Origin of the sequence: Sphingomonas glacialis (assembly GCF_014653575.1) — a bacterium.
Classification (GTDB): Bacteria; Pseudomonadota; Alphaproteobacteria; order Sphingomonadales; family Sphingomonadaceae; genus Sphingomonas; species Sphingomonas glacialis.
On the sequence record NZ_BNAQ01000001.1, the window covers coordinates 666,942 to 692,498 of the forward strand.

The following is a 25,557-nucleotide window of genomic DNA, read 5'->3' on the forward strand; positions in this document are numbered from 1 at the left end:
CTCAGGTCAGCGGATAGACGCGGCGGCGCTCCCCGTCGGACGTCGTGTCGGCGACCACCCAGCAATTCGCTTCGATCAGCGGGCGCAACGTGTGCGATCGCTGATCGGCGAGGATCCGGATCGCTCCAGCGGCATCGCGCGACGCCTTGAGGAACAGCGTCGTGTCGGGTCGCCGATCGGTGTCGATCTCGACCGTTTCGCCGCATTCGGGCGGAAGTCCGCTCATCACGCGGAGCGCCGCGCCGAGGAAAAAGCGCGCGCCGAGCAACGCCGCGACCGGGTTGCCCGGCAATCCGAAGAACAGCGTGCCATTCGGCAGCGTCGCGAACAGCAAGGGCTTGCCCGGCCGCATCCGCACCCCGTGGAAATGCACCCGCGCGCCGAGCCGCGCCAGCGCCCGGCCGAGATGATCATGGTCGCCGCCCGAAGCGCCGCCCGTCGTCACGACGATCGCGCTGTCCGACGCGGCCGCGATCGCGCGCTCGAGTTGCGCGACATCGTCGCTGACCGGCAGCGCGCGCCGCGGTTCGATCCCCTGCGCGCGCAGCAGCGCCGTAAGCATCACGCTGTTGGCGTCGAAGATCGCGGCGGGCCGCTCGACGCTCGGCGGCACGAGCAGTTCGTCCCCGGTCGGCAGCAGCGTGATCGAGGGTTGCCGCGCGACATCCAGCGCCGCGACCCCATAGCAAGCGAGCGCCCCGATGATCTCGGGCGTCACCCGCGTTCCCGGCGACAGCACGCGCGCACCGGCGGCCGCATCCTCACCGCGACGCCGGACGTTTCGCCCCGGCAGCAGCGGGCGATCGAGAACGAGCGCCCCCTGCTCGATCCGCGCTTCCTCATGCGGCAGAACATAATCGCACCCGGCCGGGACCGGCGCGCCGGTGCTGATCCGGCACGCGGTGCGCGGCGCGTGCGTGGTCGGGCTGATGCCCGCGCGGACCGATCCCGCGATCGGCAAATGCGCTGGCTGCTTGGGCGTGGCACCCACCGTATCGGCCGCGGCGAACGCGAAGCCGTCCATCGCGGCGGCATCGAAGCGGGGATAGTCGCTCGCCGCGATCCCGTCGCCCGCCGTCACGCGGTGCAGCGCGTCGAGCAGGCCGACCGTCTCGACGCCGAGCGATGCCGACTGTTCGCGGATGATGGCGAGCGCGGCGTCGAAACTCGGCCGCGCGGGGCGTGGTGCGTCGCTCATTCGGCCCGGTCCGCGAGCCGCGCGAGATCGGCGACGCGGTTGATATTAGGCAGATCGCCCCCCGCATCGATCGCCACCGCGCCGACACGCGACGCCCAACGATAGACCGCGCGATCTCCGCTCTGCGTCAGATGGTGCGAGAGCGGCTCGGTCAGCGCGACGGGCCAATAGCCGATGATCGGCGCCTGCCGCAAAAACCGCGCTTCGCCGCCCGCCGTCAACCGCTCGACAAGTGCGGTCGGAAGATACGGCGTATCGCACCCGATCGACAGCACCGCGTCATGCCCGTGCGCTTCGGCGTGCCGCAACGCGGCGCACAAGCCGCCAAGCGGCCCGAGATCTGGCGCTGGCCAATCGGGAATCGCGGCAAGCCCGTCTGGCCCCGTCGTCCGCCCGCAGACGATCACCGTATCGGTCGCCGCCCGCAACGCTGCTGCCGCATGCGCGATCAGCGTTTGCCCGTCGAGCAGCGCGAGCGCCTTGTCGCTCCCGAACCGCGTCGCCTGACCACCCGCGAGGATCGCACCGAGCAGCGTCATGCCGCGCCGTGCGCCGCCAGCACCGCATCGCTGCGCGCGAGCATCACCACGCGCAGATCGCACGACGCCGCCCGCCGCAACGCAAGGTCGGTCGCCGCCGAGATCGTCACGAGCAGCGGGCAATTCGCCAATGCCGCTTTCTCGACCAGCTCGTACGAGCAGCGCGACGACAGCAAGGCAAACCCGCCATCCCAGCCGCGCCGCTCGCGCGCCATCGCGCCGATCAGCTTGTCGAAGGCATTGTGTCGCCCGACATCCTCGCGGACGAGAAACACGTCGCCCTCTGCCGAGCACAACGCCGCGGCATGGACCGCGCCTGTCGCGCGGTTGAGCGGCTGGAGCGGGCGAAGCGCGTTCAAACCGCGGAACAGCGCGGCGCTGTCGGCGCGGCTCTGCGCCGTCACGGCGGGCAACAAGCGCAGCGCCTGTTCGAGATTCTCGATCCCGCACATGCCGCATGACGATTCGGACACGCGGTGCCGCACGCGCTCGAGCAGATTCGGTCCGCACTCGGGCGCAAGCGCGACGCGAACGATGTCGCCGTCGGCGCGCGAATGCACGTCGATCCCGAGCACAGCCTCGACGCCGGGAATGAGCCGCTCGCTCAAGGCGAACCCCGTTGCGAAATCCTCGAGATTGGTCGGCGTCGCCATCATCACGGCATAGCCGACCCCGCTGAACTCGAGCGCGATCGGCCGCTCGACCGCGACCGCGCGGCGGATTTCACTGTGCGTGCCATCGGCGCGGATCTGCGCAAACGTTTGATCGAGGGAAGCATCCGTCATCGCATCGCCCTAGCCCATCCATCGGCATCGCCAAATGCGCAATCGCGCGCAAACGGTGCGCAGATCATGCGCTTTTGTGGGTGAACCAATCGGTTGCGGTATCGTTCAGCGAAAAGGTCCGCTGTGTCTTGCGGGCAGAATGCGGGAACGGTCATGGTCAAGCAAAAGTCGGACGCCCCTGAAATCGAGCCGTTCGAAGGGCCCGCCGGAGGCTGGGGTTCGGTCCGCTCGCTCGCCGAGATCCTGCCGCGCGAACGCGTCGGTCCCGAGGCGCTGCGCGAGCTCGTCCGCCAGAACAAGCCCGACGGCTTCCAGTGCGTCAGCTGCGCCTGGCCCAAGCCCAAGCATCTCCACCCCGTCGAATTTTGCGAGGAAGGCGCCAAGGCGACCGCCTGGGAGCTGACCAGCTATCGCACCACGCCCGATTTCTTCCAGCAGCACACGCTGACCGAGTTGCGCGACTGGAAGGATTACGACCTCGAGCAGAACGGCCGCCTGACGCATCCGCTGCGCTACGACGCCGCGACCGACAAATATGTTGCGTGCAGCTGGGACGAGGCGTTCGCCGAGATCGGCGCGACGCTCAAGCCGATGGATCCCAAGTCGGTGGTCTTCTACTCTTCGGGGCGCACCAGCCTCGAGGCGTCGTACATGTACGGCCTGATGGCGCGGATGTACGGCAACCAGAACCTGCCCGACAGTTCGAACATGTGCCACGAATCGACCTCGGTCGGCCTCAAGGCGGCGATCGGCGTTCCCGTCGGCACGACGCGGCTCGAGGATTTCGAAAAATGCGACATGATCCTGTTTTTCGGGCAGAATGTCGGGTCGAACGCGCCGCGAATGCTGCATGACCTGCGCAGCGCCCGCAAGCGCGGGGTCGAGATCGTCACCTTCAACCCGCTGAAGGAACGCGGGCTCGAGCGCTTCACCGACCCGCAGAACCCGATCGAGATGGCGACGCTCGGCGAGACCAACATCTCGACGCAATATCATCAGGTGAAGGCCGGTGGCGATCTCGCGGCAATGATGGGGATCGCGAAGTTCCTCGTCGAATGGCACGATGCAGCGCTCGCCGCGGGCAAGCCGCCCGTGCTCGATACCGCCTTCATCGCCGAGCACACGCACGGCTTCGACGCCTTCGTCGCCTCGGTCCGCGCCGCCGACTGGGATGCGATCGTCCACGAATCGGGCCTGCCCAAGGCCGAACTCGAAGAATCGGCGCGGCTCTACGCCAAGGCGAAGGCAGTGCTCGCGATCTACGGCATGGGCCTGACGCAGCACGTCAAGGGCGTCGAGAACGTCCGCATGGTCGTCAATTTGCTGCTGATGCGCGGCAATATCGGCAAGCCCGGCGCCGGACCGACCCCGGTGCGCGGCCATTCTAACGTCCAGGGACAGCGCACCGTCGGCATCACCGAGAAGACCGAGCTCGTGCCGGTCGAGCAGATCGAGAAGCAATACGGCTTCACCGCGCCGCGCGAGAAGGGGCTCAACACCGTCGAGGCGTGCCGCGGCGTGATCGACGGATCGGTCAAGGCGTTCGTCGCGCTTGGCGGCAATTTCCTGCGCGCGGTGCCCGAGACCGAGCCGATGGAAGCCGCCTGGCCCCGGCTCGACGTGTCGGTCCAGATCGCGACCAAGCTCAACCGCAACCATCTCTTCCCGGGCAAGGTGACCTATCTCCTCCCCTGCCTCGGCCGGATCGAGAGCGACGTGCAGGCAAGCGGCCCGCAAGTCGTCACGGTCGAGGATTCGACGAGCTGCATCCACGCCTCGCGCGGCAAGGCGCATCCGGCGAGCGAGCATCTGCTGTCCGAACCCGCGATCGTCGGTGCGCTCGCCAAGCAGCTCCTGCCCCCCAATCCCAAGGTCGACTGGGACGCCTGGGTCGGCAATTACGCGCTGATCCGCGACGCGATCGAGGAAACCTATCCGAAGATCTTCCCCGATTTCAACAACAAGCTGTTCAGGCCCGGTGGCTATTGGAAGGGGAACAAGGCGTCCGAGCGGATCTGGCTGACGGAGAGCGGCAAGGCCGAATTCCTCGCGCCGAGCGGGCTGTGCGCCACCGGATTCGACGATGCCGAGGGTCGCTTCCGGCTCATGACGCTGCGCTCGAACGACCAGTTCAACACGACGATCTACGGCTATCACGATCGCTTCCGCGGCGTGAAGGGGACGCGCGACGTGCTCTTCATCCACGCCGCCGACATGGCGGATGCCGGACTCTCGGAGGGGCAACTCGTCGCGCTCGAAAGCGATGCGGGCGACGGCATCGCGCGCCGCCGCGACGGGTTGATCGTAACGCCGTACGATATCCCGCGCGGTTGCCTCGGCGCCTATTATCCCGAGTGCAACGTGCTGATGCCGGTCGAGCATTATGCCGAGGAAAGCTTCGTGCCGGCGGCGAAATCGGTGCCCGTCAGGATCGTCGCGGGCTAACCCTACGCCGTCACCCCGGCCTTGTGCCGGGGTCCACCGCGACCCGAGTGTGCCGCCGAAGCACGCGCAGCACGGTGGGCCCCGGCACAACGCCGGGGTGACGGGTTGGCTTCAATTGAGCATCGCTTACCCCGCGCCCATATCGACGACCGTCGTCGCCAGCCGATCGACCTCACCGCGATCATGGCTGACATACAGGATCGGCAACCCGACCTCATCACGCACGCGCTCGATCAGCTCCATGATTTCGCCCCGCCGCGCGCGGTCGAGCGAGGCAAGCGGCTCGTCCATCAGCAGGAATGCCGGCCCAGACAGCAGCGCCCGCCCGATCGCGACACGCTGCGCCTCGCCCCCCGACAGCGTGCGCGGCCAGCGATCGAGCAGATGCGCGATCCCGAGCAGTTCGCTCACCTCGTCGAGCGTCATCCCTGCCCCCGCCGCGCGCGCCGCACCGTAGAGCAGGTTTGCGCGCACTCGGTAATGCGGGAACAGCCGCGCATCCTGGAAGATATAGCCGCAACGGCGCTGCTCGGCGGGAACGTTGGTGGTGCGATCGAACAGCGTACGCCCCGCGACGCGAACATGCCCCGCATCGGGCCTGAGCAACCCCGCGATCATCGCGAGTGCGCTCGATTTGCCCGCGCCCGACGGCCCGAACAGCGCGGTCAGCCCCGCCCCGCTCTGGAAGGCCAGCGCCGCGACGGTGCCAGAGCGGAAGCGATGCCGCACATCGACGTCAAAAGACATGGTCGACGCCCCCGCGGCGGCTGAGCCATTCCGACAGCACCAGCGCGGCCAGCGATAGCAGCACCGAGATCAGCGCGAGCCGCGCGACCATCGGATCCGATCCCGGCACCTGCAGCGCCGAATAGATCGCGATCGGCAGCGTCTGCGTTTCGCCCGGGATGTTCGAGACGAAGGTGATCGTCGCGCCGAACTCGCCGAGCGAGCGCGCGAACCCGAGCACCGCACCCGCCGCGATCCCCGGCAGCGCGAGCGGGATCGTGATCGTCCGCCACACGCGCATCCGCGACGCGCCGAGCGTCCGCGCGGCACCCTCGAGCCGCGGGTCGACCGCTTCGATCGACAGCCGGATCGCGCGGACCATCAGCGGCAGCGCCATGATCCCAGCCGCCACCGCCGCCCCGGTCCAGCGGAACAGCAGCGACACGCCGATCGCCGCAAGCGGCGCGCCGAGCGGTCCGTTCGGCGCGAAAGCCAGCAGCAACAACCAGCCCGTCACCACCGGCGGCAACACCAGCGGCAAGTGGACGAGTCCGTCGAGCAGAAACTTCCCCGGAAACCGCGCCCGCGCGAGCAGCATCGCGAGCACGAACGCGATCGGCAGCGTCACCAGCACCGCGACCAGGCTGATCTTGAGCGACAGCCAGACGATCGTCCAAAGCTCGGGGGTCATCGCCGCTGCGACGCTCAGCGGGCCACGAAGCCGTAGCGCCGGAAGATCGCCTTGCCCGCGCTCGACACCAGGAAACGGCGGAACCCCTCCGCCGCCGCTGGCGACGGCGCGGCCTTGAGCACCGCGACCGGATAGGTGATCGGCGGATGGCTCGCCGCGGGGAACACCCCGACGATCCGCACGCGCTTCGAGGCATAGGCGTCGGTGGCGTAGACGATGCCGTACGGCGCCGCGCCCCGCTCGACCAAGGCGAGCGCCGAGCGCACGGTATCGCCGCGCGCAACCTTGGGCGCGACCGCGCTCCATACGCCCAACGCCGTCAACGCCTTTTGCCCGTATTTCCCCGCCGGCACCGCGCCGTCCGCCATCGCCAGCCGCCCGCTGCCGAGCCACTGCGCCAGCGCGAAGCCGCGCTTGATCGTCACTGGCTTCGCAACTGCTGCGGGCGCGACGAGCACCAGCCGGTTGCCGAGGAACGTCACGCGGCTCGCCGGCACGATCGCACCCTTCCTGGCGAGCGCGTTCATCCAATCCTCGTCGGCCGAGACGAACAGGTCGGCAGGCGCCCCCGCCTCGATCTGCCGCGCCAGCGCCGAGGAGCCGCCGAACGAAATCACCGGCCGCTCATGCCGCTGCGCCGCCCAGGCATCGGCGGCAGCGTTCATCGATTCCTGCAAGCTCGCCGCCGCGAGCACGAGCGGCCCGCGCGCGAGCGCCGGAGTCGCAGCCAGCAAGGCGACCGACACGGTGAGCACGCGAAAGAGGGGGCGCATCGTCAAACTCCTATGGCCGAACCCGTGCATGGCGCGCTCCGTGCGGGAGAGCAACCCGGTCCGATGCCCGCCTAGAAGTCGATCACCGACACCGTGCTCCCGGCCGGTGCCGCGGCGGCATGCGGCAGCCGCCGGATCAGCACATCGGCCTCGGCCAGCGCGCGCTGCAGCCCCGAATCCTGGTTGGCGAGCGGTGCTACACCCTCCCCGTCGCAGCGCGCGCGCACGAAGGTCTCGCGCGCGCTCACCGCATCGAGCGGCGCGGTCAGCGTCGCACTCCGCCAGCGCAGCGCCGCCGACGGCGCGCGACCGCTCAGCCCTGCGAGCAGCGTCGTCAGGAACAAACGCGCGGTGACCATCGCCGAACTGGGATTGCCCGGCAGACCTAGCACCAGCTGCTCGCCGCGCCGCCCGAACCAGACCGGCTTGCCCGGCATGATCGCGATCCGCGAGAACAGGAGCTCGGTGCCGAGCGACACGAAGATCTGCTTGGCATAATCCTTCTCGCCGACCGACGCCCCGCCAGTGACAACGACGACATCGGCCTCGGCAAGCGCCCTGGTCGCGCCTGCGGTCAGCTCGGCAATGTCATCGCGCAGGCGGTACCGCCCGATCATCTGCGCGCCCCAGCCTTCGCCGAGCGCCGCCGCGCCATAGGACGCGCTTTCCGGGATGCTCCCCGTCCGCTCGCGCGCGTGACCCGGCTCGGCGAGCTCGTCGCCCGTGCTGATCACGCTCAGCCGCGGACGCCTCCATACCGCAAGCGTCGCGACGTCCGCCCCCGCCGCTGCGACCAACGCGCGCGGTCCGAGCATGGTGCCCCTTGGGAGCAGGACGTCGCCCATGCGGAAATCCGATCCATGCGGCCGGATGTAGCGCTTGCCGGAGAGTGTCCCGACGACGCGCATCGTATCGCCGTCGCGCGCGACATCCTCCTGCACGACGACACGGTCCGCGCCTTGCGGCAATGGGGCCCCCGTGAAGAGCCTGACACACGCGCGAGACTGCACCACTCCGTCGAAGGCCGTGCCCGGATAGGCAGCGCCGATGACGCGGAACGGTGCCCCCAGCGCGAGATCGGCGTCGCGCAGCGCATAACCGTCCATCACCGATATGTCCGAGCGCGGCGCATCGACCTGCGCGACGCACGGCTCGGCCAGCACACGCCCGAGTGCCGCACCGAGCGCAACCGCTTCCGCCGCGAGCGGCTTCGCCTCGGCAACGACGATCGCGAGCGCCGCGTCGAACGCGATCACGCCGCGTCCGCCTGCCAGACGCCCGAGCGGCCTCCCGATTTGTGCGTCACTTGGATCCCCTCGATCCGCATCGTCCGGTCGACCGCTTTCAGCATGTCGAACAAGGTCAGGCATGCGACGCTGACCGCGGTCAACGCTTCCATCTCGACTCCGGTCTGCCCCTTGGTCTTGACGGTCGCCGCGACGCGAAAGCCCGGCAATGCGGGATCGGGCGCAATCCGCACCTTGATGCTCGTCAGCAGCAGCGGGTGGCACATCGGAATCAGCGTGCTGGTCTGCTTGGCCCCCATCACCCCGGCAAGCTCGGCGGTCTGCACCACCGCGCCCTTGGGCGCCTCGCCGCGCAGGACGATGTCGAGCGTCTCCGCGGTGCAGAGCAATCGCCCCTCGGCGGTGGCGACGCGCGCGGTGTCGGCCTTTTCGCTGACATCGACCATATGCGCCCGGCCCGCAGCGTCGATATGCGTCAACGCATCCGCGGTGGCGAGCGACGGGCTGGTATCAGGATCGGGCATGGTCTGTCCCATAGCTGGCGTCGCGCTCACCGTTCAGCCCTCGTCGATATCGAGGAACGGCACCACGTCGTTATCGGTCGCGAACCACAGCCCTGCCTGAACATCTTCGGGCTGTTGACGCGCGAGGATCATCGCGTCGGCGAGCGACCCGTAGAACAGCGTCTGCGCAACGGGGTCGCTCTCGTCGAGATAATATAGCCGCACGCTCGCGGTGGAGGAAGTGGTGCGCATCGCGCTGCTTTGCCGCCGCCGCGCGACCACGGCAAGGCCTCACGATGGTACCGGTGTCAGGGGGGCGGTGTCAGGGGGGCGGTGTCAGCGCTGAACGCGACCGAGGCCGCTCGCCTTCGCCATGCCCGAGCGCACGACGCTATAGTCGGCCGCGGTCATCGGATAGGATTCGGGCAACGACCATTTCTCGCGATAGGTTTCCGGCGTCAGCCCGTGGCCCGACAGATGGCGCTTGAGCGCCTTGAAGCGCGCACCACATTCCAGGCACGCGATCGAATCAGGACGAACGCTCGCGCGCACCGAAACGGCCGGCGTGGGCGCTTCGGCGGCTGCTTCCGCCGGCGCTTCGCCAAGCTGCGTCATCGAGGCGTAAACCGACTTTATTAATTCAGGCACTTCACCGCTGGCGACGCGATTGGCGCTGACTTGCGCGATGACAATATCGCCAACGAGCCGTAACATCTTCAAATCCAACAATATCTCTTCCTTGTGTGCGCTCTTTGTGCGCCGCAGCACCGCAAGAGCCGTCTATTATAAGGTGATATAGTCTTAAAGGTCCCAGAAGGTTGCGGCCTTGCAGGAATTAACATGGTTTATATGCAGGGTGCGCGATATGGAACACCTACCTCCGCCAGCGCTTCGCGCTATACATCGTGCGCTCATCCCGATGTGCCAATTGCGTTAGATGGACGATGATCGACCAGTTTTCCTATCACCAGCGTTCGATCGGTCCGGCCCTGCGAACAGCCGACGCATGATCAAGGTCGTCAGCTACAACATCCACAAGGGCATCGGGCTCGATAGGCAGCGCGACCCGCAGCGCATCCTCGACGTGCTGCACGAGATCGGCGGAGACGTGATCGCGTTGCAGGAGGCCGATCGCCGCTTCGGCACCAAGGCGCGCATCATCCCGCAGCGTCTGATGGACGAGCATAGCCCGTGGCGCGCGATCCAGATTGGCCATGACCGCGCGAGCATGGGGTTTCACGGCAACGCATTGCTCGTTCGCAAGGAGGCCGCGGTGCACAGCTGTGCGACACTGCATATCCCGGCGCTCGAGCCGCGCGGCGCGATCCGTGCCGATGTCGTCGCGAACGGCACGCCGATCCGCGTGCTGGGGATGCATCTCGATCTGTCGGGGCTGTGGCGCCGCAAACAGGCGCGCGCGATCCTCGCGCATATCGACGGATGCCCCGCACGCCTGCCGACGGTGTTGATGGGCGATCTCAACGAATGGACCCCGGCCGGCGGATGCCTGCACGATTTCGGACGCGACTATCCGAGCGTCCCGACCGGCCCGAGCTTCCATGCCCGCCGCCCGGTCGGGCGACTCGACCGGATCATGACGCGCGGCTTTCGCGTCGTCGATTACGGCGTGCATGCGAGCGTGATCGCGCGCCGCGCCTCGGATCATCTGCCGATCTGGGCGGTGCTGGACCCCGAGTGATGCGCGAGAAGGAACTTCGCCTCGCGCTCGTCTGCTATGGCGGCATCAGCCTTGCCGTCTACATGCACGGCATCACCAAGGAAATCTGGCGGCTCGCGCGGGCCAGCCGCGCCTTCCACGCGGGCGACCCGGCTGCGGCGACGGGCAGCGAAGCGGTCTATTTCGCCTTGTTCGAAGAAATCGAGGCCGAGACCGGGCTCAAGCTGCGCGTGCTCGTCGACATCATCGCCGGCGCGAGTGCGGGCGGGATCAACGGCATCTTTCTGGGCCAGGCGATCAGCACTGGCCAAAGCCTCGAACCGCTCACCCAGCTCTGGCTCGATTCGGCCGATATCGAGGCGCTGGTCGATCCCAAGCAAGCGCCGACGCACCGCTTCACCAAGGTCTGGGCGCTGCCGCTCGCCTGGATGGCGGGGCGGCGCGATGGCGAGGATATCGACCAGACCGTCGAGCCCGGCGAGCGCGAGGAAGTCCGCGCCAAGCTCTCGCATTTCATCCGCTCGCGCTGGTTCGAACCGCCGTTTGGCGGCGAGCGTTTCACCGGGCTGATCCTCGATGCGCTCGCAGCGATGGCCGCCTCACCGCGCGAACCGCGCCTGCTCCCCCCGGGTCAGCCGCTCGACCTGTTCGTCACCGTCACCGACTTCCGTGGCCATCCCGAACGGCTGACGCTCAATTCGCCGCCCGAAGTGGTCGAAACCGAACACCGCGTAATCGTCCCGTTCAGCGACCACGGCATCGCCGGCGAGACGCTCGCCGACCCTGCCGAGCTCGCCTTTGCCGGGCGCGCGACGTCGAGCTTTCCGGGGGCCTTCCCGCCTTTCATGGTCGGCGAACTCGACCGCGTGCTCGAAACGCGCAAGGCCAGCTGGCCGGGCCGCGCCGCCTTCCTCAAACGCATCCTGCCGCGGCAATTCGCCGTGAACGCCGCCGAAAGCGCGGTGCTGATCGATGGCTCGGTGCTCAACAACGCGCCGTTCCGCCCCGCGATCGAAGCGCTGCGCGAGCGTCCTGCGCGCCGCCAGGTCGATCGGCGCTTCGTCTATATCGACCCCAACCCGCGCGGCGCGCTGGTGTTCGGTGCGACGCGGAGCGAAGTCCCGGGCTTCTTCCAGACGATCCTCGGCGCGGTCACCGAATTGCCGCGCGCGCAGCCGATCCGCGACAATCTCGAGGAGATCGCCACGCGCTCGCGCCAGATCGAGCGCATGCGCTCGATCATCGCGGGGATCCGGCCCGAGGTCGAAAAGCAAGTCGAGGCGCTGTTTGGCTACACGCTGTTCCTCGATTCGCCGACCGCGGCACGGCTCGCGACATGGCGCCGCCGCGCGCAAGCCGCCGCCGCCAAGAGCGCGGGCTATGGCTATGCCGCGTACGGCCATCTCAAGATCAACGGCGTGGTCGAGGCGATCACCGACTTGCTGTACCATGCCGGCGGCGAGCCCGGCGGGCAGCATTGGCGGCGGATCCGCGGGCATATCGCCGAGGCGGTCAGCGCGCGCGGGTTCGACGATATGCAATCAAGCCTCGCCGGCGGAGCGAGCCGCGCGACGATCGGTTTCCTGCGCACCTTCGACCTGGGCTTTCGCTTGCGTCGGCTGCGCCTGCTCGCGCGCCGCATCACCGATCTCGAGGGCGACCAGCCGGAGGCCGAACTCTCCGGGATCCGCGAGGCGATCTACGAAAGCCTTGCCGAATATCTGGAGCGCAAGCGGACCGACCGCTACGGCGCGTTGCGCGACGCGGTGCAGGGCTTGCGCGGCGATGCCGGACCGTTGCTCGACGCGCTGGGCACGGCGATGGACTTGAAGGCGCTCGACAGCCGCACCGAAGCGCGCCTGGCAGCGGCGTTCGCCGGGCTCAGCCGCGACATCAAGCGTCCGATCCTCTTGACCTATCTCGGCTTCCCCTATTTCGATGTCGCGACGCTCCCCCTGCTGCAAGGCGAAGGGCTCGACGAATTCGACCCGATCAAGGTCGACCGGATCTGCCCCGACGATGCCGCGAGCATTCGCAGCGGCGGCGCCGAAGCAAGTTTGAAGGGCATCCAGTTCAACAGCTTCGGCGCGTTCTTCAGTCGCGCCTATCGTGAGAACGACTATCTGTGGGGCCGGCTGCACGGAGCCGAACGGATGATCGACATCGTCCTGTCAGCGCTCGAACCGGGCATGACGCTCAAGGCTGGACGCACCGCCGCAATCAAGCGCGCGGCGTTCCTCGCGATCCTCGACGAGGAAGCCGAGAAGCTGACCGCGGTCCCCGGCCTGTTCGAGACGCTGCGCCGCGAGATCGGCTGAAGCGGCGAACGACGCAGCAGGTTGGCAACCCACCGCATTGCCATTACGCTGCCGTCATGCAGTTCCTCAAAATCCTCTTCTGGTGTCTTCTCGCCTTCATTGCGGCGGTCTTCACGCTCGGCAATTGGACCAGCGTGCCGATCAAATTGTGGGGCGGGATGGAAGCACTGGTCAATTTGCCGCTGCTGCTGCTGCTGACCTTCCTCGCCGGGCTCGTGCCGACGCTGCTGTGGCATTCGACGTTGCGCTGGCGCTTGCGCAATCGCCTCACCGCAGCCGAGCGTGCGCTGCACGATCTGCGCGTCACCGCGGCACCCGTGCCGGTCTCGACGCTCAGCCCCGAATCCGTCGTCGTCGTCCATCCGGTCGACCCGGCATGAGCAACCGCATCTACGTCGCGCTCGACACGCCCGATCTCGCCAAGGCGCACGCAATGGCGGGCAAGCTTCGCCACCATGTCGGCGGGATCAAGCTCGGGCTCGAATTCTTCATGGCCAATGGCCGCGCCGGCGTGCGCGACATGGCCGAGCTCGGCCTGCCGATCTTCCTCGACCTCAAGCTCCACGACATTCCCAACACCGTCGCCAAGGCGATCATGGCGTTGCGCGATCTCGCGCCGGCGATCCTCACGGTCCATGCCGCCGGTGGACGCGCCATGCTCGAGGATGCCAAGGCGGCGGCGCCTGCGGGCACCAAGGTGGTCGCGGTGACGACGCTGACGAGCCTCGATGGAACCGACCTCAAGTCGATCGGCTGCATGGGCGATCCGCACGAACAGGTCCTGCGCTTGACCGAACTCGCGCGCGACTCGGGTGTCGATGGCGTGGTCTGTTCGGGCGAGGAAGTCGCCGCCGCACATAGATTCTGGCCCAAAGGTTTCTTCGTCGTGCCAGGTGTACGGCCCGCCGACGGCGTGGTCGGTGACCAGAAGCGCGTCGTCACCCCGCGCGCAGCGATCGACGCGGGCGCGTCGATCCTGGTGATCGGTCGCCCGCTGACGCAAGCCGAGGATCCCGACGCGGCCGCGCGCGCGATCGCAGCGACGCTCTGAGCAAGCGCTGAGGAACCGTCGAACCGTCATGCAGATCAGCGCGAAAATCTGTGGTCTCTCGACCCCCGAAACGCTCGACGCCGCGATCGACGGCGGCGCGAGCCATGTCGGATTCGTGTTCTATGCGCCGTCGCCCCGTACGCTATCGCGCGATCGTGCCGCGCAACTCGCGGCGCGCGTGCCAGCGCATGTCCAGCGTGTCGGGGTGTTCGTCGACCCCGATGACGCGTTGCTCGACCGCGCGATCGCGGCTGGGCATCTCGACGTTCTGCAACTCCACAAAACCCCGGCTGCGCGCAGCGCCGCGATCAAGGCGCGGACCGGCCTGCCGCTGTGGAGCGCGGTCGCGGTGCGGACGCGCGCCGATTTGGCGGAGGCGGCAAACTTTGGCGGCGTCGCCGATCGGATCCTCTACGATGCCAAGACGCCGCCCGGTGCCGCGCTTCCCGGCGGGATGGGCGTGCGGTTCGACTGGAGCTTGCTCGAGGGCTTCCGGCATCCCTTGCCATGGTTGCTGTCGGGCGGGCTCGATCCGGTCAATCTGCGCGAGGCGGTGGCGATGACCGGCGCGACGCTGGTCGACGTCTCCTCGGGCGTCGAAAGCGCCCCGGGGATCAAGGATGTCACGAAAATCCGCGCGTTCCTACAGGCGGTAAACGACCTCTAATCTTGAAGCCCTCTCCCATCCTTCATGGGAGAGGGTTGGGTGAGGGTCTTCTGTCTTCTTTCTTCGGCCGCGCACCCCGCCTCAAGAAAAAGACCCTCACCAAAACCTCCCCCGCGAAGGCGGGAGAGGGCTTTACGCCGCACCCGGCTCGACACGCCCGCGCCAGGTGCTAAACGGCACGGCATGAACGCTCCCAACTCCTTCCGCACCCAGCCAGACGAGCGCGGCCATTTCGGTGACTTCGGCGGCCGCTATGTCGCCGAGACGCTGATGCCGCTCGTGCTCGAGCTCGACACCGCCTATCGCGCCGCCAAGGCCGACCCGGCCTTCAAGGCGCAGTTCGACGATCTGCTCGAACATTATGTCGGTCGCCCGAGCCCGCTCTATTACGCCGAGCGCTTGACCGAAGCGCTGCGCGAATCCGCGCCCGAGGGCAAAGGCGCGCAAATCTGGTTCAAACGCGACGAGCTCAATCACACCGGCGCGCACAAGATCAACAATTGCATCGGGCAGATCCTGCTCGCGATGCGCATGGGCAAGACGCGGATCATCGCCGAGACGGGCGCTGGCCAGCACGGCGTCGCCACCGCGACGGTCTGCGCGCGCTTCGGCCTGCCGTGCATCATCTATATGGGCGCCAAGGACATCGAGCGGCAGGCCTCCAACGTGTTCCGCATGAAGCTGCTCGGCGCCGAAGTCCGCCCGGTGACGAGCGGATCGCATTCGCTCAAGGATGCGATGAACGAGGGCATGCGCGACTGGGTCGCCAACGTCCACGACACGTTCTACATCATCGGCACCGCTGCCGGCCCGCATCCATACCCTGAGATGGTCCGCGATTTCCAAAGCGTGATCGGCATCGAGGCACGCGCGCAGATGCTCTCGCGGATTAACCGCCTGCCCGACATGCTCGTCGCGGCGATCGGCGGCGGGTCGAACGCGATCGGGCTGTTCCATCCTTTCCTCGACGATAGCGACGTCATGATGCTCGGCGTCGAAGCGGCGGGTCGCGGGCTCGACAAGGAGCATGCGGCGTCGCTCGCCGGCGGCACGCCGGGCATCCTCCACGGCAACAAGACCTATCTGCTGCAGGACGAAGACGGCCAGATCACAGAGGCGCATTCAATCTCGGCGGGGCTCGACTATCCGGGCATTGGCCCCGAGCACAGCTGGCTGCACTCGATCGGCCGCGTCCAATACACCTCGATCACCGACACCGAGGCGCTCGATGCGTTCCAGCTGCTGTGCCGCACCGAGGGCATCATCCCCGCTTTGGAACCATCCCACGCCATCGCCGCGGTGGCGAAGCGCGCGCGCGAAATGGACCGCGACCAGATCATCCTCGCGAACCTGTGCGGGCGCGGCGACAAGGACATCTTCACCGTCGCCGAGGCGCTCGGGGTGGCGCTATGAGCGCCGTCCAGAAGGCATCGTCACCCCGGCCTTGTGCCGGGGTCCACCAAGCCGCAAACTCCCCAGTCCGACACTCTTGCGTTGCGCTCGCTGCACAGTGGACCCCGGCACAAGGCCGGAGTGACGACCGATGAGTAACCGCCTCGCCGCCGCCTTCGCCAAGGGCCACCCCGCGCTCGTCACCTTCGTCACCGCCGGTGACGGCCCGACGCCTGCGATCCTCGACGCGCTCGTCGAGGGCGGCGCCGACGTGATCGAGCTCGGCATGCCGTTCACCGATCCGATGGCCGATGGCCCCGCGATCCAGGCGGCGAACATCCGCAGCTTGCTCGCCGGCACGCGCACCGCCGACATCCTCGCGATCGCGACCGACTTCCGCGCGCGCCACCCGGATACCCCGCTGGTCCTGATGGGCTATGCCAATCCGATGACGATCCGTGGCGGCGCGTGGTTCGCTGACGCCGCGCATGCAGCGGGCGTCGACGGCGTGATCTGCGTCGACATCCCGCCCGAGGAAGACCCCGCACTCGGCCCCGCGCTGCGCGCCAAGGGCATCGCGCCGATCCGCCTCGCCACGCCGACCACCGACGCAGCCCGCCTCCCCGTCGTGCTCGATGGCGCGAACGGCTTCCTCTATTACGTCTCGGTTGCCGGCATCACCGGGCTGCAGCAGGCGGCGCAGACCTCGATCGACGAAGCGGTCAAGCGGCTCAAGGCGCATACCGACCTCCCCGTCGCGGTCGGCTTCGGCGTGCGCACGCCCGAACAGGCCGCTGCAATCGCCAAGGTCGCCGACGGCGTCGTCGTCGGCTCGGCGATCGTCGAGCTCGTCGCCGAACATGGCGCGGCAGCGCCGCACGCCGTGCGCGCCTATATCCAGTCCCTGTCGGCGGCGATCCGCACCGCCCGCGAAGGAGTTCCCGCATGAGCTGGCTCACCAGCGTCCGCAACGCGCTCGCCTATGTCGTCCCCGTCAAGAAAGAAACGCCCGACAATCTGTGGCACAAGTGCAAGAGCTGCGGGACGATGACGTTCCACAAGGAGCTCGAGGACAATCTCCACGTCTGCCCGCATTGCGACCATCATGATCGCATCGGGCCGCTGCTGCGCTTCGAATATGTGTTCGACAAAGGCAGCTACACGATCGTGCCGCTCCCCAAGGTGCCCGACGACCCGCTCAAGTTCCGCGACACCAAGCGCTATGTCGATCGAATCAAGGCCGCGCGCGTCGCAACGTCGGAAGGCGATGCGCTGATCACGGCGCGCGGGACGATCGAGGGCCGCAAGGCGGTGATCGGCGTCCAGGACTTCGCCTTCATGGGCGGATCGATGGGGCTTGCGGTCGGCGAGGCGTTCATCCGCGGCGTCGAGACCGCGATCCAGGAGAATTGCCCGTACATCATCTTCACCGCCGCCGGCGGCGCGCGGATGCAGGAAGGCATTCTCAGCCTGATGCAGATGCCGCGCGCGACGGTGGCGATCGCGATGCTGCACGATGCCGGACTGCCCTATATGGTCGTGCTGACCGATCCGACGACGGGCGGCGTGACCGCGAGCTATGCGATGCTCGGCGACGTCCAGATCGCCGAGCCCGGCGCCTTGATCGGTTTCGCCGGCCAGCGCGTGATCGAGCAGACGATACGCGAGAAGCTACCCGACGGCTTCCAGCGCGCGGAATACCTGCTCGAGCATGGCATGATCGACATGGTCAAGCATCGCCGCGACCTGCGCGCGACGCTGGCGAGCCTGATCGACTATCTGTGCGGCGCGAAGATCGCTGCGTAGCGCAACCAACGCCCCTCCCGCTTGCGGGAGGGGCCGGGGGGTTGGCGCGCTATGCACGCGCGCTACGCCTGCCGGGGTGGGCTAGCGCTCTCAACGCGCGTATCGTTTGCTGATAGCGCGCGCCCACCCCCTACCCCCTCCCGCAAGCGGGAGTGGAGGAGTTGAAATGCCCGATCACGCAACTTCCACCGACTCAGCGGTCCAAGCCCAGCTCGACCGGCTCTGGTCGCTTTCCCCCGGCGCCGACATCCTTGGGCTCGAGCGCATCACGGCGCTGCTCGACCGACTCGGTAATCCGCACCACCGCCTGCCCCCGGTGATCCATGTCGCGGGCACGAACGGCAAAGGCTCGACCTGCGCGTTCCTGCGTTCGGCGATCGAAGCGTCGGGGCTTACCGCGCACGTCTACACCAGCCCGCATCTGGTCCGCTTCAACGAGCGGATCCGCCTCGCCGGCACCCTCATCACCGACGATGCCCTCGCGACCTTGCTCGCCGAAGTGCTCGATCACGCCGCCGACCTGACGGCGAGCTTCTTCGAAGTCACCACCGCCGCCGCCTTCCTCGCCTTCAGCCGCACGCCCGCCGACGTGTGCATCATCGAGGTCGGGCTTGGCGGCCGACTCGATGCGACCAACGTGGTGCCGGCGCCGATCGTCACCGGGATCGCGCAACTCGGGATCGATCATCAGAGCTTTCTCGGTGAAACGCTCGGGGAGATCGCGGGCGAAAAGGCCGGGATCGCCAAGTCGGGTGTTCCGCTCGTCACGATGCGCTATCCCGCGCCGATCGCAACACGCGTCGCTGCGGTCGCGCGGACGGTCGGAGCCAAGCCAGCGCCCGCGGGCGACGACTGGCACTTCACGGTGGAAAGCGATCGCCTGATCTATACCGACGCCAATGGCACGATCGAAACCCCGCTCCCGCGCATGGCGGGCCCGCACCAGCCCGAGAACCTTGCGCTCGCCATAGCGCTGCTGCGGCATCAATCCACGCTTGCGATCCCAGCCGACGCCTATCGCATCGCCGCCGAGACGACGCACTGGCCCGCGCGGATGCAGCGGCTCCACCCCGGCCCGCTACTCGACCAGCTTCCAGCAGGCAGCCAGCTGTGGCTCGACGGCGGTCACAACCCTGCCGCAGCACAGGCGATCGCAGCCGCACTCGATACGATCGCACATCCCGCCGTCGGGCGGAGCGAAGTGCATCTCGTGCTCGGCATGCTCGCGAACAAGGATCCGGTCGGGCTGCTCACCCCGTTCGCGCGGCTGGCGACGACGCTTCACGCGGTGCCCGTCCCGAACCACGAGCATCACGCGCCCGCTGCGCTCGCCGCGGTTGCGCATGACCTCGGGATCGCAGCCCATACCAGCGCCGATATTGCGGGTGCGTTGCGCGACATCACGACGATCGCCGATCCGGCCGAGCCGCCGATCGTGCTGATTCTGGGCTCGCTCTACCTCGCCGGGGAAGCGCTTTCGGCGAATCTCGAGGCGCCAGACTAACGCGCTTTTATTGCGATTGACTTGCAATAGCGAATGCCAGAGGATGCTCTCAGCAACGGAGCATCCCCTCATGAGTCTCAGCCCAGCCCCCTCGCCCAGCCCCGCACAGCGCCCGTCGGGGCTCGCCGCCAGCTTGCCGAATGCGATGCCGGAAGACCCCAATGCGCGCTTGCTGCTGTTCGCATTCCGCCGGCTCGGCGCGAACGGCCTCAACGACGCGCACGGCGCGCAGGCGTTGTTTCACAGCTTTGGCGCAGCGTTTCGCCGGCCCTTGCTGTTGCTCCGGACGATGATGGCCGATCTCGCACATTCCGCGACTTGCCCGATCGCGATCGCGCCGTGCTGCTGTCTGCGGATGACGAGCGCCGAGGCCGCGATCCTGACGATCGTCGCCCGCGCCGAGACCGCCCCCGAAACCGCACGGCTGCTGCTCGGCGACTTGATCGGCGTGCGTCGTCCTGACGGCGTGCTCGCCAGCGTCACCGCGCTGGCGCAGGCGTTCGCCGATGCCGGGCGACCGGTTACGGGGTGAAGCCGCTAGCCGGCCGGTCGCGCATCCTCGGTCTCGCCGACCGAGGCGTCGATCAGCCCCTTGCGGCTCATCCACCAGAACAGCAGCACGCCCGGCAGCGCCGCGACCGTCGTCAGCAGGTAGAAGTTCACATAGCCCATCGCGTCGATCAGGCCGCCCGCGGTGGTGCCCGTCACCGCGCGCCCGACGATGCTCGTCGCCGCCGAGATCAGCGCATATTGCGCCGCGGTGAAGCGCGAATTGGTCAGCGCCGAGAAATAGGCGACGACGGTGACGCCGCCGATCCCGCTCGAGAAATTCTCGAAGCCGATCGCGCCCGCCATGCCGAGGTTCGAATGCCCCGCCATCGCCAGCCCGGCAAAGCTGAGGTTCGACACCATCATCAGCACGAGCGAAATCAGCACCGAGCGCTTCATGCCCAGCCGCGTATAGATCAACCCGCCGATGAAGATCCCGACGAGATAGGCGAGGAAGCCGATCCACACGTCGTAAAAGGCGATCTCGTCATTGGTGAATTTGAGCGAGTCGAACAGCAGTCGGAAGGTCAGATTGGCGAGCGTGTCGCCGATCTTGTGGATCAGGATGAACAGCAAGACGAGCAAAGCGCCCTGCCGCTGGAAGAATTGCACGAACGGCCCGATGATCGACGCGCCGAGATTGGCGATCCCGCCGCGTGCATCGGGCTCGCGGTGCCGCTCTGGCTCGCCGTAGAGTAGGCCCGCGATCATCGCGGGAAGCGCGAACAGGCCGCACAGCAGATAGGCATTCGACCAGCCGAAGCGCGCCGCGACGACCAGAGCGAGCGCGCCCGCGCCCGCCGAACCGAGCCGCCAGCCATATTGCGACATGCCCGAGCCGACGCCCAATTGCCGCGGCTCGAGGATTTCGATGCGATACGCGTCGATCACGATGTCGAAGGTCGCCCCCGCCGCGCCGACCAGGATCGCCGCGATCGCAGTCGCGTAAATGTCGGCCTTTGGATCGACCAAAGCGAGGTTGGCGACCGCCGCCATCACCAGCAACCCGGCGACGATCAGCCACGACACACGCTGTCCGAGCCGCCCGATCAGCGGCACGTGGACGCCGTCGACGACCCACGCCCAGATCCATTTGAGGTTGTAGACCAGAAAGGCGAGGCTGAACGCGGTTACCGTCGATTTGGTGATGCCGCTCTGCGCCAATCGCGTCGTCAGCGTCGCGCCGATCATCGCGAACGGGAAGCCCGACGAGATCCCCAATGCCAGCGCGGCGAACGGTGCCTTTTCAAGATACGGCCGGACACCGTCCCACCAATTCGGGTCGCGCCCGGTCACCGCATCCATTCGTCACTCGCCCCTTGCTCGTTAAAGCGCGAGACTAGCGGTAAATCACGTCGGAGGAACCTCCCAATCGTCACCCCGTCACGGACCGGGGCGAGCGATCAGCTTACGGTCACGAACAAACTGAAGCCGTTGGGCATGCGCTTGGGCTTCTTCCCCTCGAGCACGGCTTCGATTGCGGCAATCGCCGCGAGCAAATCACGCTGCGCATAGGGCTTCGCCAGGCACCCTGCGGCGACTTCACGCCCGCCCTCGGGGCAAGAGCCCGTCACGAACAGCACCGGCACGCCGACGCCATGCGCCGCGCGCGCGACGTCGAGCCCGCTGCCATCGGCCAAGCTGATGTCGACCAGCACCAGATCGATCTCGCGCTCGCGCCCGATGACCGCAAGCGCATCGGCGACGCGGTCGACCGTGGCCACCACAGAATATTCGGCATCCCGCAGGAAATGCTCGGTGTCGAACGCCACCAACGGCTCGTCTTCGACAAGCAAGAGGTTGGAAATCCGCCGCTTCTTCTTCGCGAAAAGCATCGCAGGAAATACCCGTCTTTTTTCTGGGGCCACCACAATGGTAGCGCGCGCACCGCCCTCGTTACGCACCCGTGCCTTAACGCGCGGCTACGAGATTGGGCACACATTATTTTGTGCGCACAACACGAGATAAATTGGGTATCAGGCGAGTGTGTCCAAGCCCCCTACCCCAATAGACCGCTCGAACGAGCCCCCGCGACCTTCGACGCGACCCAAAGACGAACAGAGGATCGCAAAACTGCTCGCGCGCGCCGGCGTCGCGTCTCGGCGTGAAGTCGAACGCATGATCGCCGAGGGGCGCGTCGCGCTCGATGGCGTCGTGCTCGATACGCCCGCGACGATCCTGCAATCGCTCACCGGGGTGACCGTCGATGGCGAGCCGATCGCCGCGCCTGCCGCCGCGCGGCTGTTCCTCTATCACAAGCCCCCCGGCCTGCTCGTCACCGAGCGCGATCCCGCCGGGCGCCAGACGATCTACGACCAGCTGCCCGACGATCTGCCGCGGCTCGTGCCCGTCGGCCGGCTCGATCTCAACACCGAGGGCTTGCTCCTCATGACCACCGACGGCGAATTGAAGCGTCAGCTCGAGCTTCCTGCGACAGGCGTCGAGCGCGCCTATCGTGCCCGCGCGTACGGCCCGATCACGCAGGAGCAGCTCGAGGAGCTGATCCACGGCGTCGAGATCGAGGGCATTCGCTACGGCTCGATCAACGCCAATCTCGAGCGCCGCACCGGCGCGAACGTGTGGATCGAGATGATCCTGACCGAGGGCAAGAACCGCGAAGTGCGCCGCGTGCTCGAATATCTCGGGCTCAAGGTCTCGCGCCTGATCCGCACGCGCTACGGCCCGTTCCTGCTCGGCGATCTCGCGGTCGGCGAGATTGGCGAGGTCAAGCAGCACGACGTCGTCAGCTTCCGCAAGGATCCGACGCGGAAAGGTGGCGGCGAAGCCCCCAAGCTGGTCGAGAAGCCGCGCCGCGAGCAGCGCGGGCCGCAGCAGATTCCGTCCGCGCCAAAGGCCCCGACGCCCAAGCCGCAGCCCGCGCGGCGCATCACCAAGACCTCGGCCAACCGCGCCGACAAGGCGGCGTTCGCCGAACCGACGCGCCAGGCGCAGCCCGGCCGCGATCCGGTCGTGCTGACCAAGGCCACCAAGGTGAAACGCTTCTACGACGCCAAGCCGAAGGCCGGCACCGAACCCGTTGCCCCGCGCGCGATCGCGCCGGGCCAGCGGCCGAAGGTGTTCAGCCCCGAACTCGGCCGCAACGTCCGCGCCAAGCCGGGCCGCACCGCCACGCCGACCGAGACCGCCGAGCGCAAACCCGCCAAGGCGACGCCGCGCACCGCGGGCAAGGCGCGCGCCGCGCCGTCGAAGCCGGCGCGCGTGAAGATCCACAAGAGCCGGACCAGGAAGTAAGATGCGCATCATTGCCGGAAAATGGCGCGGCCGCCCGCTCGTCGCGCCCAAGGGCGACGCGACTCGCCCGACTGCCGACCGCGTGCGCGAGGCGCTGTTCTCGATGCTCACCAGCCGCGTCGGTAGCTTCGAGGAATTGGCGGTCGCCGATTTCTTCGCAGGCTCGGGCGCGCTCGGGATCGAGGCGCTGTCACGCGGCGCCGCGTCGTGCATCTTCGTCGAGCAGGACAAGCCCGCGCTCGATGCGCTACGCGTGAACTTGACCAAATTGGGCGGCGCGAAGGAAATCGGCGCCGACGTGCGGGCGCAGTCGGTGCTGGCGCTGGGGCTTGCCGCCAAGCCGCTCGATCTGATCGTGATGGACCCGCCCTATGACAGCGGCGCGGGCGCGGTTGCGCTCGACAAACTCAACCGGCTGGGGTGGATCGGCGAGGCGACGTGGATCAGCATCGAGACCGCCAAGGCCGAGCTGGTCGAGGTGGCCGGGTTCGTCGAGGACGTTTCGCGCGTCCACGGCAAGGCGCGGATCACGCTGCTGCGGCGGGCTTGAACAGATAAGCCCCTCCCCGTCAGGGGAGGGGTTGGGGGTGGGGGATGTCTCACCGAGACCGCCAGCGTTTGAGTCGCGGCACGGCCCCACCCCAACCCCTCCCCTCCCCTGAAGGGGAGGGGCTTTAGATTAGCTCAAACGTGATGCGACAGCCCGAACAGCGTCAGCATCAGCCAGTACAGCCCGCCCGACAGCGCCATTGCCGCGGGCAGCGTCAGCACCCACGCCAGCGCCATGTTGCGGAGCGTCGTGATCTGCAGCCCGGCGCCATTCGCCACCGAGGCACCCGCCACGCCGCTCGTCAGGATGTGCGTCGTCGACACCGGCACAGCGATGAAATCCGCCCCGGCGATCGTCGCCGCAGCGACGATTTCGGCAGCGGCACCCATGCCGTACGTCAGATGCGTCTTGCCGATCCGCTCGCCGACGGTGACGACGATCCGCTTCCAGCCGATCATCGTGCCGAGCCCGAGCGCGATCGCGACGATGATCTTCACCCAATACGGGATGTAGCGCGTGCCATGCTCGAGATTGGTCGCATAGCTGTTGATCGATTTCAGCTCGGCTGGCGCGAAGGTCTTGGCCGCCTTGTCCTTGTCCTTGACCGCGAGCTTGATCGTATCGAGCGCGAGATACATGTCGTTGCGCAAATTGGGCGTCGCCGCGGCCGGCACCTTCTGCAGCGTGCCATAGCCCTCGATGCGCTGGCTGACGTCGCGTGACAGCGTATCGATCGCGCCGAACACCTGCGGCGACAGCACCTCGCGCACGCGCAGCGCCTTGGTCAGCGTCGTGCGCGCCGCGTCCACCGTCCCGTCCGGAGCATCGCCAGCATGCGCGCGGAATGCGCCGGCGGCCTGGTTGGCGGTCTGGACGAAGGCGGGCATGTCGCGCTCGGGCATCGTGCGATTGAGCGCATAGGCGGTCGGCGCGCAGCCGATCAGGATGAGCATGATGAGGCCCATGCCCTTCTGCCCGTCATTGCTGCCGTGGAAGAAACTCACCGCGGTGCACGTGCCGATCAGCAGCGCACGGATCCCCGGCGGCGGCGGCGTCTGGCCCTCGGGCTCGGCATACAACTTGGGGTTCCGGATGACGCGCTTCATCAGCCACAGCAGCGCGAGCGCACCGGCAAAGCCCATCAGCGGGCTGAAGAACAGCCCCTTGAAGACGTTGAGCGCTTGCGACCAATCGACCCCCGACGTGCCGCCGGTGTTCGCGGCGATCAACTGGTTGGCGAAGCCGACGCCGAGCACCGAGCCGATCAGAGCATGGCTCGACGAATTGGGAAGCCCGACATACCAGGTGCCGAGGTTCCACAGCACCGCGGCGAACAGCAGCGCGAAGATCATCGCGAACCCGGCGTTGCTGCCGACATGCAGGATCAGGTCGACCGGCAGCAGCGTGACGATCGTATAAGCGACCGCCCCGCTCGACAGCAGCACGCCGAGCAGATTGCAGCATCCCGACCACACCACCGCAACGGGTGCGGGGAGCGAGTGGGTATAGATGACGGTGGCGACGGCATTGGCAGTGTCGTGGAAGCCGTTGACGAATTCGAACCCCAGCGCGATCAGCAGCGCGAGCCCGAGAAACGCGAAGGTGCCGAGCGCCAGCCCCTCGCCGACGTTCGCGGTGTCGGTGAAGATGCTGTACGCGGCATAGGCGATCCCGGCGAACAGCACGCCGAAGAAGATCCAGCGCCCCGCGGGATGCAGTTTATGGTCGAGCCGTGGCCCATGCGATGCGTCCGTCGCCGATTCGGGGGACGCGAGAAAGGTGGTCGCCATGTCATCTATGGCCTTCGCTGGGTTCTGTTACGGTATGATGACAGTGCGCGGCTCGCGTGCCGCATCGGTGCCGCCGAGTCGGGAGCCAGCGCC

Annotated in this window: 26 protein-coding genes; 13 read left to right on the top strand and 13 right to left on the bottom strand. The window is 67.6% G+C overall.

Going from position 1 to position 25,557, the window contains the following annotated elements; all coding sequences use genetic code 11:
* Position 1 precedes the first annotated feature (1 nt).
* The 3 genes from IE187_RS03210 to fdhD are packed head-to-tail and all read right to left on the bottom strand — an operon-like array spanning position 2 to position 2,522.
* Positions 2–1,198, bottom strand: coding sequence for a molybdopterin molybdotransferase MoeA (locus IE187_RS03210; protein ID WP_189675069.1), 1,197 nt, complete (start codon positions 1,196–1,198; stop codon positions 2–4).
* Positions 1,195–1,737: a molybdenum cofactor guanylyltransferase gene (mobA, locus tag IE187_RS03215; RefSeq protein WP_189675070.1), complete on the bottom strand. Its 543-nt coding sequence runs from the start codon at positions 1,735–1,737 to the stop codon at positions 1,195–1,197. The genes IE187_RS03210 and mobA overlap by 4 nt, the downstream gene beginning before the upstream one ends.
* Positions 1,734–2,522, bottom strand: coding sequence for a formate dehydrogenase accessory sulfurtransferase FdhD (gene fdhD / locus IE187_RS03220; protein ID WP_189675071.1), 789 nt, complete (start codon positions 2,520–2,522; stop codon positions 1,734–1,736). The genes mobA and fdhD overlap by 4 nt, the downstream gene beginning before the upstream one ends.
* Positions 2,523–2,675: 153 nt before the next feature.
* Between fdhD and IE187_RS03225 the strand changes: the two genes are divergently transcribed.
* The gene (locus tag IE187_RS03225; protein ID WP_189675072.1) at positions 2,676–4,967 is read left to right on the top strand and encodes an FdhF/YdeP family oxidoreductase; all 2,292 of its coding nucleotides are present in this window, start codon (positions 2,676–2,678) and stop codon (positions 4,965–4,967) included.
* A gap of 126 nt (positions 4,968–5,093) precedes the next feature.
* On the opposite strand, the gene IE187_RS03230 is transcribed toward IE187_RS03225, so the two are convergent.
* The 7 genes from IE187_RS03230 to IE187_RS03260 form a co-directional block, all read right to left on the bottom strand.
* Complete coding sequence (locus IE187_RS03230; RefSeq protein ID WP_189675073.1) at positions 5,094–5,714, bottom strand: ATP-binding cassette domain-containing protein; 621 nt, start codon at positions 5,712–5,714, stop codon at positions 5,094–5,096.
* Positions 5,704–6,384: a molybdate ABC transporter permease subunit gene (gene modB / locus IE187_RS03235; protein WP_133188957.1), complete on the bottom strand. Its 681-nt coding sequence runs from the start codon at positions 6,382–6,384 to the stop codon at positions 5,704–5,706. Before modB ends, IE187_RS03230 begins: the two co-directional genes overlap by 11 nt.
* Positions 6,385–6,398: 14 nt before the next feature.
* Entirely contained in the window at positions 6,399–7,157 is a 759-nt protein-coding gene (gene modA, locus IE187_RS03240; protein ID WP_189675074.1) for a molybdate ABC transporter substrate-binding protein, read from the bottom strand.
* 71 nt (positions 7,158–7,228) lie between these two features.
* Positions 7,229–8,413, bottom strand: coding sequence for a molybdopterin molybdotransferase MoeA (locus tag IE187_RS03245; protein WP_189675075.1), 1,185 nt, complete (start codon positions 8,411–8,413; stop codon positions 7,229–7,231).
* Complete coding sequence (gene moaC, locus IE187_RS03250) at positions 8,410–8,928, bottom strand: cyclic pyranopterin monophosphate synthase MoaC (RefSeq protein ID WP_189675076.1); 519 nt, start codon at positions 8,926–8,928, stop codon at positions 8,410–8,412. Before moaC ends, IE187_RS03245 begins: the two co-directional genes overlap by 4 nt.
* A 33-nt stretch (positions 8,929–8,961) precedes the next feature.
* Complete coding sequence (locus IE187_RS03255) at positions 8,962–9,159, bottom strand: hypothetical protein (RefSeq protein ID WP_133188965.1); 198 nt, start codon at positions 9,157–9,159, stop codon at positions 8,962–8,964.
* A gap of 84 nt (positions 9,160–9,243) precedes the next feature.
* A complete protein-coding gene (locus IE187_RS03260) occupies positions 9,244–9,621 on the bottom strand; it encodes a Ros/MucR family transcriptional regulator (RefSeq protein WP_133188967.1) in 378 nt (125 codons plus the stop codon).
* Between the two features lie 292 nt (positions 9,622–9,913).
* Here IE187_RS03260 and IE187_RS03265 point away from each other — a divergent pair, with 292 nt between their 5' ends.
* From IE187_RS03265 to IE187_RS03310, 10 genes are all read left to right on the top strand, one after another.
* A complete protein-coding gene (locus IE187_RS03265) occupies positions 9,914–10,606 on the top strand; it encodes an endonuclease/exonuclease/phosphatase family protein (protein WP_133188969.1) in 693 nt (230 codons plus the stop codon).
* Positions 10,606–12,903: a patatin-like protein gene (locus IE187_RS03270; RefSeq protein WP_189675077.1), complete on the top strand. Its 2,298-nt coding sequence runs from the start codon at positions 10,606–10,608 to the stop codon at positions 12,901–12,903. The genes IE187_RS03265 and IE187_RS03270 overlap by 1 nt, the downstream gene beginning before the upstream one ends.
* A gap of 56 nt (positions 12,904–12,959) precedes the next feature.
* Positions 12,960–13,283, top strand: a complete 324-nt coding sequence (locus IE187_RS03275; protein ID WP_189675078.1) for a hypothetical protein — start codon at positions 12,960–12,962, stop codon at positions 13,281–13,283.
* Positions 13,280–13,954, top strand: a complete 675-nt coding sequence (gene pyrF, locus IE187_RS03280; protein WP_133188975.1) for an orotidine-5'-phosphate decarboxylase — start codon at positions 13,280–13,282, stop codon at positions 13,952–13,954. The genes IE187_RS03275 and pyrF overlap by 4 nt, the downstream gene beginning before the upstream one ends.
* A 28-nt stretch (positions 13,955–13,982) precedes the next feature.
* Entirely contained in the window at positions 13,983–14,621 is a 639-nt protein-coding gene (locus IE187_RS03285) for a phosphoribosylanthranilate isomerase (protein WP_133188977.1), read from the top strand.
* 183 nt (positions 14,622–14,804) lie between these two features.
* Positions 14,805–16,034, top strand: coding sequence for a tryptophan synthase subunit beta (gene trpB, locus IE187_RS03290; protein ID WP_189675079.1), 1,230 nt, complete (start codon positions 14,805–14,807; stop codon positions 16,032–16,034).
* A gap of 130 nt (positions 16,035–16,164) precedes the next feature.
* Entirely contained in the window at positions 16,165–16,962 is a 798-nt protein-coding gene (trpA, locus tag IE187_RS03295; RefSeq protein ID WP_189675080.1) for a tryptophan synthase subunit alpha, read from the top strand.
* Positions 16,959–17,819 carry an acetyl-CoA carboxylase, carboxyltransferase subunit beta gene (gene accD / locus IE187_RS03300; RefSeq protein WP_133188982.1) on the top strand — a complete coding sequence of 287 codons (861 nt, stop codon included), beginning with the start codon at positions 16,959–16,961 and terminating at the stop codon, positions 17,817–17,819. Before trpA ends, accD begins: the two co-directional genes overlap by 4 nt.
* Before the next feature lie 166 nt (positions 17,820–17,985).
* Positions 17,986–19,323, top strand: coding sequence for a bifunctional folylpolyglutamate synthase/dihydrofolate synthase (locus IE187_RS03305; protein WP_189675081.1), 1,338 nt, complete (start codon positions 17,986–17,988; stop codon positions 19,321–19,323).
* Between the two features lie 70 nt (positions 19,324–19,393).
* Positions 19,394–19,855, top strand: a complete 462-nt coding sequence (locus IE187_RS03310) for a DUF6628 family protein (RefSeq protein ID WP_189675082.1) — start codon at positions 19,394–19,396, stop codon at positions 19,853–19,855.
* Between the two features lie 5 nt (positions 19,856–19,860).
* Here IE187_RS03310 and IE187_RS03315 read toward each other — a convergent pair whose 3' ends face one another.
* Both IE187_RS03315 and IE187_RS03320 read right to left on the bottom strand, forming a co-directional pair.
* A complete protein-coding gene (locus IE187_RS03315) occupies positions 19,861–21,177 on the bottom strand; it encodes an AmpG family muropeptide MFS transporter (protein ID WP_189675083.1) in 1,317 nt (438 codons plus the stop codon).
* A gap of 98 nt (positions 21,178–21,275) precedes the next feature.
* Positions 21,276–21,707, bottom strand: a complete 432-nt coding sequence (locus tag IE187_RS03320; protein WP_189675084.1) for a response regulator — start codon at positions 21,705–21,707, stop codon at positions 21,276–21,278.
* Positions 21,708–21,990: 283 nt separating this feature from the next.
* On the opposite strand from IE187_RS03320, the gene IE187_RS03325 reads away from it, so the two are divergent.
* Positions 21,991–23,124: a pseudouridine synthase gene (locus IE187_RS03325; protein WP_229839200.1), complete on the top strand. Its 1,134-nt coding sequence runs from the start codon at positions 21,991–21,993 to the stop codon at positions 23,122–23,124.
* A 1-nt stretch (position 23,125) separates the two neighbouring features.
* Entirely contained in the window at positions 23,126–23,674 is a 549-nt protein-coding gene (rsmD, locus tag IE187_RS03330) for a 16S rRNA (guanine(966)-N(2))-methyltransferase RsmD (RefSeq protein ID WP_189675085.1), read from the top strand.
* A gap of 134 nt (positions 23,675–23,808) precedes the next feature.
* On the opposite strand, the gene IE187_RS03335 is transcribed toward rsmD, so the two are convergent.
* On the bottom strand, positions 23,809–25,464 hold the full coding sequence (locus tag IE187_RS03335; RefSeq protein ID WP_133188994.1) for an inorganic phosphate transporter: 1,656 nt from the start codon (positions 25,462–25,464) through the stop codon (positions 23,809–23,811).
* Between the last annotated feature and the right edge of the window lie 93 nt (positions 25,465–25,557).

Bases quoted from the DNA above. Each gene is read 5' to 3' on its own strand.
- fdhD (WP_189675071.1), bottom strand. From the start codon at position 2,522: ATGACGGATGCTTCCCTCGATCAAACGTTTGCGCAGATCCGCGCCGAT.
- IE187_RS03285 (WP_133188977.1), top strand. From the start codon at position 13,983: ATGCAGATCAGCGCGAAAATCTGTGGTCTCTCGACCCCCGAAACGCTC.
- pyrF (WP_133188975.1), top strand. From the start codon at position 13,280: ATGAGCAACCGCATCTACGTCGCGCTCGACACGCCCGATCTCGCCAAG.
- IE187_RS03320 (WP_189675084.1), bottom strand. From the start codon at position 21,707: ATGCTTTTCGCGAAGAAGAAGCGGCGGATTTCCAACCTCTTGCTTGTC.
- IE187_RS03265 (WP_133188969.1), top strand. From the start codon at position 9,914: ATGATCAAGGTCGTCAGCTACAACATCCACAAGGGCATCGGGCTCGAT.
- IE187_RS03315 (WP_189675083.1), bottom strand. From the start codon at position 21,177: ATGGATGCGGTGACCGGGCGCGACCCGAATTGGTGGGACGGTGTCCGG.
- IE187_RS03230 (WP_189675073.1), bottom strand. From the start codon at position 5,714: ATGTCTTTTGACGTCGATGTGCGGCATCGCTTCCGCTCTGGCACCGTC.
- mobA (WP_189675070.1), bottom strand. From the start codon at position 1,737: ATGACGCTGCTCGGTGCGATCCTCGCGGGTGGTCAGGCGACGCGGTTC.
- IE187_RS03225 (WP_189675072.1), top strand. From the start codon at position 2,676: ATGGTCAAGCAAAAGTCGGACGCCCCTGAAATCGAGCCGTTCGAAGGG.
- trpB (WP_189675079.1), top strand. From the start codon at position 14,805: ATGAACGCTCCCAACTCCTTCCGCACCCAGCCAGACGAGCGCGGCCAT.
- IE187_RS03305 (WP_189675081.1), top strand. From the start codon at position 17,986: ATGCCCGATCACGCAACTTCCACCGACTCAGCGGTCCAAGCCCAGCTC.
- IE187_RS03325 (WP_229839200.1), top strand. From the start codon at position 21,991: ATGATCGCCGAGGGGCGCGTCGCGCTCGATGGCGTCGTGCTCGATACG.
- IE187_RS03270 (WP_189675077.1), top strand. From the start codon at position 10,606: ATGCGCGAGAAGGAACTTCGCCTCGCGCTCGTCTGCTATGGCGGCATC.
- IE187_RS03210 (WP_189675069.1), bottom strand. From the start codon at position 1,198: ATGAGCGACGCACCACGCCCCGCGCGGCCGAGTTTCGACGCCGCGCTC.
- IE187_RS03335 (WP_133188994.1), bottom strand. From the start codon at position 25,464: ATGGCGACCACCTTTCTCGCGTCCCCCGAATCGGCGACGGACGCATCG.
- rsmD (WP_189675085.1), top strand. From the start codon at position 23,126: ATGCGCATCATTGCCGGAAAATGGCGCGGCCGCCCGCTCGTCGCGCCC.
- IE187_RS03275 (WP_189675078.1), top strand. From the start codon at position 12,960: ATGCAGTTCCTCAAAATCCTCTTCTGGTGTCTTCTCGCCTTCATTGCG.
- IE187_RS03260 (WP_133188967.1), bottom strand. From the start codon at position 9,621: ATGTTACGGCTCGTTGGCGATATTGTCATCGCGCAAGTCAGCGCCAAT.
- modA (WP_189675074.1), bottom strand. From the start codon at position 7,157: ATGCGCCCCCTCTTTCGCGTGCTCACCGTGTCGGTCGCCTTGCTGGCT.
- trpA (WP_189675080.1), top strand. From the start codon at position 16,165: ATGAGTAACCGCCTCGCCGCCGCCTTCGCCAAGGGCCACCCCGCGCTC.
- modB (WP_133188957.1), bottom strand. From the start codon at position 6,384: ATGACCCCCGAGCTTTGGACGATCGTCTGGCTGTCGCTCAAGATCAGC.
- IE187_RS03310 (WP_189675082.1), top strand. From the start codon at position 19,394: ATGAGTCTCAGCCCAGCCCCCTCGCCCAGCCCCGCACAGCGCCCGTCG.
- accD (WP_133188982.1), top strand. From the start codon at position 16,959: ATGAGCTGGCTCACCAGCGTCCGCAACGCGCTCGCCTATGTCGTCCCC.
- moaC (WP_189675076.1), bottom strand. From the start codon at position 8,928: ATGCCCGATCCTGATACCAGCCCGTCGCTCGCCACCGCGGATGCGTTG.
- IE187_RS03255 (WP_133188965.1), bottom strand. From the start codon at position 9,159: ATGCGCACCACTTCCTCCACCGCGAGCGTGCGGCTATATTATCTCGAC.